Below are 12,747 nucleotides of genomic sequence, written 5' to 3'. Positions count from 1 at the left end.
AGGGCGTTGTGAGGGTTTCACCTGTGGGGGGCTGAAGTGAAAGTCAGCCTGCCATCGAGCCAAAGCAAAGTAAAGAGTTCCGGGGACACAGAATGATCATGACCGGATCGCCTGAAGTCGCCCTCGATTGAGCGGCTTTACTCTTTTTGGTCCACCGTTTCGATTCCTTGTTCAGCGAGCTTTCGGAGAACTTCTTCGGTGAATGTCGTAACCCGGCACCGCCCCTCCGCGACGAGGACGGTCTGCAGGTCGTGCTCCCGGGACACGGGGGTACTTCGACCCCGTCCGCAGCGACCCGAGGACCGTCCCGCACGTCCCCGGCGGGCGCGGCTCGCGGGCGGCCTTGGACGCGGCCGGCGGCGGGTAGGACATCACTGTCGGTCCCGCACCGCACGGGGCGGGACGCGTCGTCGGAGAGGAATCCATGAGGAGCAGAACCGGCACGACCCTGGTCGCCCTCGGTGCGGTCGCCGCCCTGGGTGTCGCCGTCCCCCAGAGCGCCCACGCCGCCACCGGAGAATTCGTGTACCACGTCCAGCCCGGTGACGTCGCCCGCACCCTGACCCACCCGATGGACGGCAACTGCTACCCGGTGGGCCGCAACGCCCGGGGGAAGGTGGTCAACAACACCGATCGTCGGGCGGTGTTGTACGTCGAGAAGAACTGTCGCCAGACGGTGGCGGAGGAGCTCGACCCCGGGCAGTGGAGCGCGGACAGCGCCTTCATGTCGGTGCTGTTCACCTCCTGACCCCGCCGCCCGGTGCGCCCGCTCGGCCCCTCGTGGGCCCCGGTCGCGTGCGCCCGCCGGAGGCGCGCGGGGCCCGCCACCGGGCGGACCACCACGCGCGGCCGGGTGCTGTCCGTCCGGACGGCGGAACCGGGCCCGCCCCACCCCCGGCTCGCACACGCTTCCATAACGAGTCGGGACATCGGACCGCACCCACCCATCGATCATACTAAGGTGAGCTTTACCTAACTCGTCCCGTTGAGCCAACGGTCCTGCCCCGAAAGGCGTCCCCACCCATGTCGACCATCCGTACCCGTCGTGCCGCGGCCCTCGCCGCCGTGGCCGCGCTCGCCCTGTCCGCCTGCGGCTCCGACAAGGAGGAGGAGAAGCCGAAGGCCGGAGGCGACCAGCGCACCGTGGCCACCGTGATGGGGGACGTGAAGGTGCCCGGAACCCCGAAGCGGGTGGTGGTGCTCGACACCGACGCCCTCGACTCGGCCGTCACCCTGGGGGTGACCCCGGTCGGGGCCGTCACCGCCGAGGGGGGAGCGCCGCTCTCCACCTACCTGCCCGAGGCGAAGCTGAAGGGCATCGAGAAGGTCGGCCTGATCTCGGAGCCCAACCTGGAGGCCATCCACGGCCTCAAGCCGGACCTGATCATCAGCAGCAAGGCGCGGGACGAGAAGAACTACGACGAGCTGTCCAAGATCGCCCCGACGGTCTTCACCGAGACCACCGGGCCCGACTGGCGCAAGAACTTCACCCTGCACGCCGACGTCCTGGGGAAGAAGGCGGAGGCCGAGAAGGTCGTCGCCGACTACGAGAAGTCGATCGCGGAGGTCACCGAGGCCCTCGGCGGCGCCGACGCGGCGGCCGGGACCACGGTCGGTTTCGTCCGCTTCCTGGAGGGCGCCGACACCCGTCTGTACATGAACGACACGTTCATCGGCTCCATCCTCAAGGACCTCAAGGTGGGGCGGCCCGACAACGTCGACAAGACGGGCTTCTCCCTCGACGTCAGCCCCGAGCGGATCAACGAGGCCGAGGCGGACGTCATCTTCTACTCCACCTACGGCGACCCGGCGAAGGCCAAGGAGACCTCCACCACCGGAGGCGCGCTGTGGAAGAAGCTGGGCGCGGTGAAGGACGGGAAGACCTTCAAGGTCGACGACAACCTGTGGATGCTGGGCATCGGCTACACCGGGGCCGGCCAGATCCTGGACCAGATGGGCGAGAAGCTGTCCTAGGCTCCTCCCCCGGCACCACCGGGTGGGCCCGGTCACGGAAGTTCCGTGACCGGGCCCACCCGTTTTCGACGGCAGGGGTCAGAGGCGTTCGAAGCCGCGGACCCGCTCCCAGTCCGTCACCGCGGTCTCGAAGGCGGCCAGTTCGGTGCGGGCGGCCTGCGCGTAGTGCCGCACCACCTCGGGGCCGAAGACCTTCGCGACGAGTTCGCTGTTCTCCCAGCGGTGCAGCGCCTCGGTGAGCGTGCCCGGCAACTGCGGCACCGAGGCGTCCGCGAGCGCGTTGGCCGCGTGCGGCGGCGGCGCGGTCAACGCGTTCTCGATGCCGTGCAGCCCGGCCGCGACCGCCGCCGCCACCGCCAGGTAGGGGTTGGCGTCGCCGCCCGGCACCCGGTGCTCGATCCGCAGCGAGTGGCCGGTGCCGACCACCCGGATCGGGCAGGTGCGGTTGTCCCGCCCCCAGGCGATCCCGGTCGGGGCGAACGCCCCGGGCTTCAGCCGCTTGTAGGAGTTGACGTTCGGCGCCATCAGCAGCGCGAAGTCCGGCAGGCAGGCGAGTTGTCCGGCGACGAAGTGGCGCATCAGCTCGGACATCCCGTCCGCCGCCGAGGGATCGGCGAACACGGCGGAGCCGTCCGTGCCGCGCAGCGAGAGGTGGATGTGGCACGAGTTGCCCTCGCCCTCGTCGTACTTGGGCATGAAGGTGAGCGCGACCCCCTCCTGCTCGGCGATCCGCTTCGCCCCGTACTTGAAGAAGACGTGGTTGTCGCAGGTGGTCATCGCCTCCGCGTAGCGGAAGACGATCTCGTACTGGCCGGGGTGGCACTCGCCCCGCGCGGTCTCCATGCTCAGGCCGGCGCGCACCATCTCGCGGCGGATGCGGCGCGTCACCGGTTCGATCGCCGAGAGTCCCTGGAGGGAGTAGTCCACGTTGTAGTCGGTCGCGGGCCGCAGCCCCGCGTAGCGGCGTTCCCAGGCCGTGCGGTACGACTCGCCGAAGACCAGGAACTCCAGCTCGGTCCCGGCGAAGGCGGTGAGCCCGCGGGCGGCGAGCCGGTCGAGCTGGGTGCGCAGGACCTGCCTCGGGGCGACCTCCACCGGCTCGCCGTCCTGCCCCACCGCGTCCGCGAGGACCAGTGCGGTCCCCTCGTCCCAGGGCAGGGTGCGCAGGGTGGCGGGGTCGGGGTGGAGCACGAGGTCCCCGAAGCCGCTGCGCCAGGCGTCGAGGGCGTAGCCGGGTCCGGTGTTCATGTCGACGTCGGCGGCCAACAGGTAGACGCAGGCCCCGAATCCGTTCCGGGCCGCCTCGTCGAGGAAGTACGGCGCGGACAGCCGGCTGCCCTGGATGCGGCCTTGGAGGTCGGGGACGCCGACGATGACCTCGTCGATGCGTCCGTGGGCCGCGTCCTCGCGCAGCCGGGCGTAGGGTGCGTCGCTCATATCCGCTCCTCGGCGGGGGCGGCCGGGTGGGCCAGGGGGTTGGGCACCGTGCCGTGGACGACGTCGAAGCCCTCGTCCTTCTCGGCACGGTCGTGGAATCCGCCGCCGAGCAGTTGTTCGCGGTTGAGCGCGACCCGGTCGAAGGCGGGGGCGAGCAGTCCGAAGTCGTCGAAGCGGTCGGCCAGTTCCGGGAAGCGCTCGTGGTAGCGGACCACCTCGGCGCGGACCATCACCCAGAACTCCTCCTCGGGAACGTCGAGTTGCTCGGCGACCAGGGGGGCGAAGAAGCGGAAGTGGCCGGCGAACACGGCGCTGAGCAGCGAGTGGGCCAGTTCGGCGGCGGGCCAGCGCAGCAGCAGGGCGTCCGCGCGCGGGGACAGGGCCTCGTACTCGGGGTGGTGGCCGGGCAGGAGGTTGACGTCCTCGGCGAAGTCCTTGACCGCGATGCCCAGGGGACGGTCGTGGGCGTCGTAGAGGACGACGGTGTTCTCGCCGTGCGGGCAGTAGGCCACGCCGTAGCGGTACAGGTAGTGGAGCAGCCCGGGGAGCAATGCCGCGAAGAATCGTTCCAGCCAGTCCCGGGGCGCCAGGCCCGACCGCTCGACCAGTTCGGCCACCAGGGACCGTCCGTCGGAGCCGACCTTCAGCAGGGCGGCCATGGTCCGGGCGCGCTCGCCCTCGCGCAGCAGCCCGGTCACCGGCTCGCGCCACACCGCGCCCAGCAACTCGTGGTAGCGGTACGGGGCGTCCCGGACGGACTCGTACAGCGGATGGCTCACGGCCACCCCGGCCACCTCGCCCAGCGGGTGGAAGCGCAGCTCGTCGCGGAGGTAGGGATCGGCCTCGCGCACGGCGTGCAACCAGGCGCTGACGTCCGGCGCGGCCTCGGTCGGCCGGGTGGACAGCCCCCGCCACACCAGGGTGTTGCGGATCAGCAGCGGCACCTTCACGTTGCGGCGCCCGGGGTGGTCGAGGTTGGCCAGGGTGCGGATGGACTGGAGGGGCCGGTAGCGATCGGGCCCCTCGCCCAGCAGGACCATCCGGCCCTCGGCGAGGTAGGGCGCGAAGAGCGGCGCGACCGCCTCGTCCCAGTGGAAGGGGTGCACCGGCAGCCAGTGGAAGTCGGCCGGGTCGAGGGCGCCGTCGTGGCAGGCGGTGCGCAGGGCCCCGTCGAAGGTCCGCCGGGTCCCCTCGTCCAGTTCCTCCCCGAGGAGGGTGTCCGCGTCCAGCCCGGGCACCCCGGAGTAGGAGGCGAGGGTGCGGTGCACCGCCAACCACAGCAGTCGCACCGCGCCCCGGGCCTCCGGGGCGTAGGCGGCGGCGTCGGAGGCGGAGAACCCGAGGCGCCCCTTGTTGAGCAGCATGCAGGGGTGGCCGTCCTGGTGCGCCTCCAGGTCCAGGTGGTCCAGGTCGGCGAGGTCGGCGGCGGGCACCCCGCGGGCCAGCACCTCGGCTTCGGCGCGCCGGGTCGCCGTCAACTCGCGGAGCACCTCCGCGGTGGTGGGGCCGTCCCAGCCGAGCACGGACCGGGCGTCCAGGAGCAGGTGCTCGGGGCCGGGCTCGGTGGCGTCGGCGGGCTCGGGGTGGCGGCGCAGGGTGCCGGGCACCGGTCGCCAGGTGGCGAAGGTGCCGCGGGCGGCGCGGAAGGTCCAGTGCACCCCGTCGGCGAAGTCCAGTCGGTACGCGTCCGGTGCTCCGGCGGTCGGGTCCGGGACGGGTACGAGGAGTTCCTCGTAGGCGAACTCCGCCACCGCCTTGCCGAGCAGGCGTCGGCCCGCCTCGTCCCAGGCTTCGCGGACTGCGCTGTTCATAGGGGGTTCTCCTCGGTTCGGGCCAGGGCCGCGAAGGCGGCGGGTTCTGCGACGGCGGGCACAGGGCTCGCGGTCGCCGGGGGTCGGGGGTGCGGCGGGGCCTCGGCCGCCGGCGGTTCGGCGGCGGGCCGGCGGGGCCGCAGGGCCAGCAGCACGGCACCGAACTGCACGGCCGCGGCGATCGCGAGAGGCAGGGCCAGGTCGTGGGTGACGGCCGCCGCGGCGGCCAGCGGGGCCAGCAGCAGACCGGCGTTGCGCACGGTCTCCACCGCCGTGTAGGCGGGGCCTTCGGTGCCGGTGGCGCGGAACACCCACAGTTCGACGGCGACCTGGCCGAGGCCGAGGCCGACCCCGTACAGGAGGCGGCCGGCGGTCAGGGCGGGGAGCGAGTCGGCGAGGAACGACCAGACGAGCCCGAGGGCACCCACCGCGAGGGCCGCCGGCAGCAGGCGGTCGCCGAACCGGGCGTGGCAGCGGCGCACCAGCGGCAGCACCGCGAGCGCCGACAGGCTCGGCAGGAAGAACAGCACGGCGGAGCCGACGGAACCGCTGCCGAGGTCCTCGGAGAAGGCGGTGAGGAAGGGGCGCGACACGTTGACGGAGAAGTCGAAGGCGACGCCGATCAGGGCGACGAAGGCGAGCGCGGTGCACCAGGCCCGGCGGTTCGTCCGACGCTTCGGGACCGGAGCGGTGCGGGGAGCGGCTCCGTCCCCCACCGGCACGGCCACGGGCGGGTGGAGCGGGGCGGTGGGGCGTCGGCCCAGGATGCGGTAGGTCCAGGCCGCCAGGACCAGGTCGACCACGGCGAAGGCGGAGATGCCGAACCGGGGGTCGGGCAGGGCCAGCACCCCGGCGCCCACGAGGGTGGACACCACCACGGAGAGGTGGAAGACGACGACGAGGGTGCACACTCCGGCGAGCCTGCCCCGTTCGCCGTCCGCGGACTCGTCGCCGTGCTCGGCGATGAACGCCGGATAGGCCAGCAGCAGGGCGCTGTTGGTGGCGACGACGAGGGTCGACAGCACGGTGTAGGCGGTGTAGTCGGGTGCCATGCCGAGCAGCAGGTCGAAGACCGCGGAGCCGCAGAGGCCGGCGAGCACCAGCCGGTGCAGCGCCCAGCGGCGGGCCGCCAGGCCCCACAGGGGCAGGGCGGCCAGTCCGACGATGCGACAGATCCAGATGTAGACCCCCGTCGCCTGCGGGTCCTCGATGCCGTAGAGCCGGTCGAAGAGTTGCGGCAGGAAGGGGGTGAGGGCGGTCTCGGCGACGAGGTGCAGGCCGATGACGGACAGCAGGACCGTGCGGGCCTGCCGTCCGTCGCGTCGCGGGCGCCCGGCGACGGTCACCGTGGCCCGCCCTCGGACTCCGGGGCGGGCACGCCGAAGGTGGTGAACGCCTGCCGCTCGGCCATGGGCAGGACCGGGCGGCCGGTGACGGCGTTCAGGATGGTGGCGGAGCGCCAGGCGCCGAGGGTGAGGTCCGGGGCGCCGACCCCGTGGGTGTGCATCTCCGCGTTCTGCACGTACAGCGTTCCGGTGATCCGGTCGTCGAGGGCGACCCGGTACGCGCCGTCGACCCGGTAGCGGCCCTGCGCGTCCCAGGCGACGAGGTCGGCGAGGGGCTTGAGGAAGGCGGGGCGGGAGGCCCGGTAGCCGGTGGCGCAGACCACGGCGGAGGTGTGCACCTCGAACTCCTCGTCCTGCTGGCCGGACCGGCAGGTGAGGCGGTAGCCGCGGTCCTCCGGGGCGGCGGCCACGACCGCGGTGTCGGGGTGCAGGGACGCCCGGGGCTGTCCGCCGCCGATGGTGCGTTCGTAGAGTTCGTCGTAGATCTCGCCCAGGGTGTCCCCGCTGACGCCCTTGTAGAGCTGCCACTGGTCGCCCACCAGGCGCTCCCGGGTGGCCTCGGGCAGGGCCCGGAAGTGTCGGACGTAGTCGGGGGTGAAGTGTTCCAGGCCGAGCTTGGAGTACTCCATGGGGGCGAACGCCGGGGTGCGGGCGAGCCAGCGGACGTACGGGCCGCCGAGGCCCTCGCCGTCCTGGTGGCGCAGCAGGTCGAGGACGACCTCGGCGCCGGACTGGCCGGAGCCGACCACCGTGACGTCGGTGGCGGTGGCCAGCGCCGCGCGGTGGGTGCGGTAGTCGGCGCTGTGCAGGACGCGGGCGGCGTGCGGGCCCGTCGACAGGTCCGCGAGGGCGCTCGGCAGCACCGGGTCGGTGCCCACGCCCAGGACGACCTGGCGGGCCAGCACCCGGTGTTCGGCGCCCCCGGTGCGGTAGGTCACGGCGAAGGCGTCCGCCCGCTCGTCCCACTCCAGGGCGGTGACCTCGGAGTCGAAGCGGCAGGAGTCGAGGCCCTCGGCGACCCAGCGGAGGTAGGCGTCGTACTCGCGGCGCGGTATGTGGAAGCGTTCGGAGAAGAAGAACCGGAACATCCGGTCGTGGTGGCGCAGGTAGTTGAGGTAGGACCAGCGGCTGGTGGGATCGGCCATGGTGACCAGGTCGGCGAGGAAGGGCACCTGGAGCGTGGTGCCCGTCATCAGCATGCCGGGGTGCCAGGAGAAGCCGGGCCGGGAGTCGAGGAAGAGGGCGTTCAGGTCGGTGGCCGAGTCGGCCAGCGCCGCCAGGGACAGGTTGAAGGGGCCGATGCCCACGCCCAGGAGGTCGTACGGGGCGTGCTGGTCGACGGGGGTGGGGGCGGTCACCGCGGGGCCTCCGTGAGCGGGTTGGGGAGATCGATGTAGACGGACTGGGTGTGGACGTCCCCGACGAGTTCGTCGAGTCCGTCGACGCAGGTCAGGTAGTTGCCCTTGCAGCGCAGCACCGGGGCGTCGAGCAGCAGGTCCAGCAGGCCCTTGGCGGCGGGTTCGGCGGCGCGCAGTCGTTCCAGCACCTCGCGCACCACGCCCAGCAGGTCCCGTTCGTCGGCCAGTCCGAGGGCGCCGAAGGCGCCGACCAGTCCGAGGACGTTGTTGACGCCGAGGTAGTAGGCGACGCGTTCGTCGACGAAGGCGTCGTCGAAGACGAGTTCCACCCCCTCGGTGGCGCCGGGCAGCAGGCGTTCGGCGTCCTCGGCCCGGGAGGCGGCGAGGTAGTAGCCCTGGCTGTCCCGGTACCAGCCGGCGCACGGCACTCCGTCGGCGTCCAGGGTGACCAGGACGTTCTGGTGGTGGGGTTCCAGGGCGATGCCGTAGCGGGCCTGGAGCCGGATCAGCGGGACCACCAGGACCCGCAGGTACCGCTCCAGCCAGTGCCGGGACGCCTCGGCGGGGGTGGTGCCGGCGGCCCGTGCGGCCCGTTCGACGGCCTCGCAGAGCAGGGCGCGGTGGCGGGGCGGGCGGCCGTCGCCGGGGCCGGTGCGCTCGGCCAGGAGTCCGGCGACGCACTGGCCCTCGGGGGCGCCGGTGCCGCGGAACGGGTTGTCGCGGAAGGCCGTCTCCAGTCCGGTTTCCGGGCCGTCGGGGCCGACCGAGATCCACGCGAACTCGCGCAGGACGCCGAACTCGGGGTGTTCGGCGCGCAGCCAGTCGTTCGGCCCCGCGGCCAGCAGCCGGCTGGCCCGCACTCCCAGGTGCATCTCGGAACGCAGGTTGTTGCGGCGGGAGTTGGTGATCCGCATGCCGAGGGAGAGCTTGAGCATCACCTCGGCGTCCGGCCGGTGGACGGTGCGCACCGAGGAGGTCGGGTACCAGGCGGGGCCGCCGGGGCCGAGCGGGCGCAGCAGGCCGGCGTCCACCAGGGCGGCGACCTCGGGCCGGGCCAGCACGTCCCGGGCCTGCCAGGGGTGGGCGGGGACGGCGGACCAGCCCTCGGGCACCGGGAGGCCGGCGGCCGAGGGGGCCAGCAGCTGCTGCGGGGTGCGGGCGTCCGCGCTGTCGCCGACCACGACATCGGGGTGGGCGGCGAACCAGTGCAGGGGGAAGGATCCGCGCACCTCGGGCGAGTAGGCGGCCAGTTCGGCGTCCGACGCCTCCTCACGGCTCTTGGGGGCGGGGTGGAAGGGATGCCCCAGGAGCAGGGCCTGTTCGGCGTCGAGGAACGGGGTGGGGCCGTGGCCCGCCTCGCCCTCGGCACGCCGGTGGGCGAGGTGGGTGGCGGTGCGGCGGGCGGAGTTCAGCACCCGGGCGGCGGCGTCGGTGCCCAGGTGCGGACCGACGCCGCGGTCCGCGGTGGTCTCCCGGATCAGGGCGGCGGCGACCAGGGCGGCGTCGGCCTCGGGGCCGCCCCCCTTCGGCCGCGGAATGCCGAAGCGGTGCCAGCCGGTGGTCGAGCGGTGGCGCACCGGGACTGACAGGGTCAGTCCGCTCGCCGGCAGGTCGAGCGTCAACGTCCCTCCGGTCGGCGGGACTTCGGTGCCGGTCTCGCGGACGTAGGCGCGGACCAGGGTTTCGGTGGCCGCGGCGTCGCCGGCCCGGAGCGGGTCGGGGTCGTCGAGCGGGTCGGGGGTGACGGGGTGCCGGGTGCTCACCGGTCCTCCTCCTCGGTCCGGCCGGCGGCCACCACGGTCCGCAGCAGGTGTTCCAGGTCCGCGGGGGTGGTGTGCGGGTTGAGCAGGGTCAGCTTGAGCCGGACGCGTCCGGGGCCTTCGCCGGGCAGCTCGGTGCGGCCGACGACGGCCCGGCCTTCGCGCAGCAGTCGGCGGCGCAGGGCCGCGTTCACCCGGTCGGCGTGCACGGGGTCGGGGTCCTCGGGCAGGTAGCGGAAGAGGAAGGCGGTCAGCACCGGGTCGGCGTGCAGTTCCAGCCGGGGTTCGGCCCGGACCGCCTCGGCGCCGTGCCGGGCCAGGGCGTGACAGGTGTCGACCAGGGCTCCCAGTCCGCTGCGCCCCAGGGTGCGCAGGGTGACGGCGATGCCGAAGGCGTCCGCGCGGCGGGTGGTGCGCAGGGAGAGTCCGAGCAGGCTGGGGTAGCCGGCTTCCTCGTCGTCCTGCGGGTTGAGGTAGACGGCCCGGCGTGCGAGGGAGGCGTAGGTGTGGGCCTCGCGGGCGAGGAAGACGCCGGCCGCGACCGGTTGCCAACCGAGTTTGTGCCAGTCCAGGGAGACGGAGTCGGCCCGGTGGATGCCGTCCAGCAGCGGGGCGAGCGCGTCGGACAGCAGCGCACCGCCGCCGTAGGCGGCGTCGACGTGCAGCCAGGCCCCGTGTTCGGCGGCCAGGTCGGCGCAGGTGTGGAGGGGGTCGACGGCGCCGGTGTCGGTGGTTCCGGCGGTGGCCACGACGGCCAGGGGCACCTCACCGCGCGCGGTGCTCTCGCGCAGGGCCGCGGCGAGCGCCTCGGGGCGCATCCGCAGCTCGTGGTCGACCGGGACGGCGACGACCGCGTCCTCCCCGAGGCCGAGCAGGGCCGCCGAGCGGGCCACCGAGAAGTGGGCGGCGGCGGAGGCGAAGATCCGGGGGCGGAGCGTGCTGCCCGCCACTCCGGTCAGCTCGATCTGCCGGTCGGTCGCCCGGCCCAGGACCCGGTCCCGGGCCAGCATGAGGCCCATCAGGTTGGACTCGGTACCGCCGGAGGTGAGGACCCCGGCCGCGGTGGTCGGGTCGTAGCCGACCAGGGCGGCCAGCTCCTGGAGGAGTTGCGTTTCCAGGGTGGTCGCGGCGGGGGCCTGGTCCCAGGAGTCCTGGGAGGGGTTGAGCGCGGACACCGCGAGGTCGGCGGCGACCGCGACGGCCAGCGGCGGGCAGTGCAGGTGCGCGGCGCACCGCGGGTCCGCCGGGTCGGCGCTGCCGTGCGCCAGCGCTTCGGTGAGCAGGCCGAGGGCCCCGTCCCCGTGCGCGGCGGCGAGCGCCGCCACGACTTCGGCGGCCCCCTCCTCGGGGGCGCCGGCGGGCAGGGGGCCGCGGCGGCGGGCCGCCCCGGCGGCGAGGGCGTCCAGCACGGTGCGGACCAGGGGCTCCAGGGCGGCCGGCCCGGCGGTGCTCCCGGACAGGGCGGCGGCCCGGCCGGTGGGGCCGGCGGGGGTCACCGGCGCGGCGGGAAGGGGGTCGACGGGCGGGGCGTCCACCGTGGCGGAGCCGCTGCCCGGGGGGACGGCGAGGTCGTGCGTCATGCCGGGGCCCCCGGGCTGCGCAGTGCGGTGACCGTGGCGATGGCGTCGGTGAGCCGGTCCAGCACCGCTTCGACCTCCTCGTCGGAGATGATCAGCGGCGGCAGCAGTCGGACCGTGGCGTCGTAGCGTCCGCCCAGTTCCACGATCAGCCCGCGTTCCAGGCAGGCGGCCCGCACCTGCACCGCGGTCTGCGGGTCGGCCGGGCGGGCACCGCAGGCGTCGGGCTCGGCCTCGGGGTCGACGAGTTCGACCCCGAGCATCAGGCCACGGCCCCGGACGTCGCCGATGGCGGGCAGCGCCGTGCGCAGGGCCTCCAGCCGAGCGGTCATCAGGGCTCCCACGGTGGCCGCGCGTTCGACGAGCCCCTGCCCGGCCACGTACTCCAGGGTCGCGGCTCCGGCCGCCATGGCGAGGGTGTTGCCGCGGAAGGTGCCGGTGTGCGCGCCGGGGAGCCAGCCGTCGTAGTCCTGGTGGTAGACGAGCACGGCGAGCGGGAGGCTGCCGCCGATCGCCTTGGACATCACCATGGCGTCCGGAACGATGCCGCTGTGTTCGACGGCCCAGAAGGCACCGGTGCGCCCGACCCCGGTCTGGACCTCGTCGACGATGAGCGGGATGTCCCGTTGCGCGGTGATGCGGCGCACCTCGCGCAGCCAGTCGTCGGGGGCGGGCACCACGCCGCCCTCGCCCTGGACGGCTTCGAGGATCATCGCCGCCGGCTGGACGATCCCGCCGTTGGGGTCGTCCAGTTGACGCTGGATGTAGGTGCTGGAGAGGCGGGCGCCCTGTTCCCCGCCCACGCCGAACGGGCAGCGGTAGGGGTACGGGTAGGGGAAGCGGGTCACGTCGGCGGCGATGCCGGGGACGGGGGTGCGGGTGGCGACCCCGCCGGAGGCGGCGAGGGCGCCGGCGGTCATGCCGTGGTAGGCGCCGCCGAAGGAGAGCAGGCCCCGGCGTCCGGTGGCGGTCTGCATCAGTTTGAAGGCCGCCTCGACCGCGTCGGTTCCGGCGGGCCCGCAGAAGTGGACGCGGGCCCGGTCGGCGAAGCCGCGGGGCAGGGTGGCGAACAGGGCGTCGGTGAAGCGGTCCTTCTCCGGGGTCGCCAGGTCCAGGACGTGCAGCGGGGCCCCGGAGTCGAGGGTGCGCTGGATGGCCTCGCGCACCACGGGATGGTTGTGTCCGAGGGCGAGGGTGCCGGCGCCGGAGAGGCAGTCGAGGTAGCGGCGGCCGTCGGTGCCCTCCACCCACATGCCTTCGGCACGGGCGGGGACGATAGGGAAGGAGCGGGCGTAGGTGCGGGCCGAGGATTCCCGGGAACGCTGGCGCTCCAGGATCTCGGCGGCGCCCGTGGCGGTGCGCTCGGCGGGGTGGACGGTCATGGTCACTGCTCCTGTGTGGGGTTCGGGGAGGGAGCGGGCAGCACGGGACGCGACCGGGCGCGTCGTCGGCCCCGGTCGGAGGTCCGTGCGTGGAGCGGGTGG

Annotated in this window: 9 protein-coding genes; 2 read left to right on the top strand and 7 right to left on the bottom strand. The window is 73.8% G+C overall.

The genetic code is table 11. From position 1 onward, the window contains the following. The first annotated feature begins 424 nt into the window (after window positions 1-424). Together ACSMX9_RS27025 and ACSMX9_RS27020 are read left to right on the top strand one after the other, a co-directional pair. Window positions 425-748 (top strand): hypothetical protein, encoded by a 324-nt coding sequence (locus ACSMX9_RS27025; RefSeq protein WP_351245045.1) that lies wholly within the window; start codon window positions 425-427, stop codon window positions 746-748. A 275-nt stretch (window positions 749-1,023) separates the two neighbouring features. After that, window positions 1,024-1,974, top strand: coding sequence for an ABC transporter substrate-binding protein (locus ACSMX9_RS27020; protein WP_445397814.1), 951 nt, complete (start codon window positions 1,024-1,026; stop codon window positions 1,972-1,974). Window positions 1,975-2,052: 78 nt separating this feature from the next. Here the strand turns inward: ACSMX9_RS27020 and ACSMX9_RS27015 are convergent, their stop codons facing one another. The 7 genes from ACSMX9_RS27015 to ACSMX9_RS26985 are packed head-to-tail and all read right to left on the bottom strand — an operon-like array spanning window position 2,053 to window position 12,645. Further along, the gene (locus ACSMX9_RS27015; protein WP_445397812.1) at window positions 2,053-3,411 is read right to left on the bottom strand and encodes a glutamine synthetase family protein; all 1,359 of its coding nucleotides are present in this window, start codon (window positions 3,409-3,411) and stop codon (window positions 2,053-2,055) included. After that, window positions 3,408-5,222, bottom strand: coding sequence for an IucA/IucC family protein (locus tag ACSMX9_RS27010; protein WP_445397810.1), 1,815 nt, complete (start codon window positions 5,220-5,222; stop codon window positions 3,408-3,410). The genes ACSMX9_RS27015 and ACSMX9_RS27010 overlap by 4 nt, the downstream gene beginning before the upstream one ends. Continuing rightward, window positions 5,219-6,568, bottom strand: coding sequence for an MFS transporter (locus ACSMX9_RS27005; RefSeq protein WP_445397808.1), 1,350 nt, complete (start codon window positions 6,566-6,568; stop codon window positions 5,219-5,221). Before ACSMX9_RS27005 ends, ACSMX9_RS27010 begins: the two co-directional genes overlap by 4 nt. Next, window positions 6,565-7,926 carry a lysine N(6)-hydroxylase/L-ornithine N(5)-oxygenase family protein gene (locus ACSMX9_RS27000; RefSeq protein WP_445397806.1) on the bottom strand — a complete coding sequence of 454 codons (1,362 nt, stop codon included), beginning with the start codon at window positions 7,924-7,926 and terminating at the stop codon, window positions 6,565-6,567. Before ACSMX9_RS27000 ends, ACSMX9_RS27005 begins: the two co-directional genes overlap by 4 nt. After that, a complete protein-coding gene (locus ACSMX9_RS26995) occupies window positions 7,923-9,689 on the bottom strand; it encodes an IucA/IucC family protein (RefSeq protein WP_445397804.1) in 1,767 nt (588 codons plus the stop codon). Before ACSMX9_RS26995 ends, ACSMX9_RS27000 begins: the two co-directional genes overlap by 4 nt. After that, window positions 9,686-11,266, bottom strand: a complete 1,581-nt coding sequence (locus tag ACSMX9_RS26990; RefSeq protein ID WP_445397802.1) for a pyridoxal phosphate-dependent decarboxylase family protein — start codon at window positions 11,264-11,266, stop codon at window positions 9,686-9,688. Before ACSMX9_RS26990 ends, ACSMX9_RS26995 begins: the two co-directional genes overlap by 4 nt. Then, window positions 11,263-12,645 (bottom strand): diaminobutyrate--2-oxoglutarate transaminase, encoded by a 1,383-nt coding sequence (locus ACSMX9_RS26985; protein WP_445397800.1) that lies wholly within the window; start codon window positions 12,643-12,645, stop codon window positions 11,263-11,265. The genes ACSMX9_RS26990 and ACSMX9_RS26985 overlap by 4 nt, the downstream gene beginning before the upstream one ends. Window positions 12,646-12,747 lie beyond the last annotated feature (102 nt).

The organism is Streptomyces sp. LE64, assembly GCF_052606915.1.
Note: the sequence above shows the minus strand (reverse complement) of the source record. Positions and strands in the feature narration are given on the sequence as shown.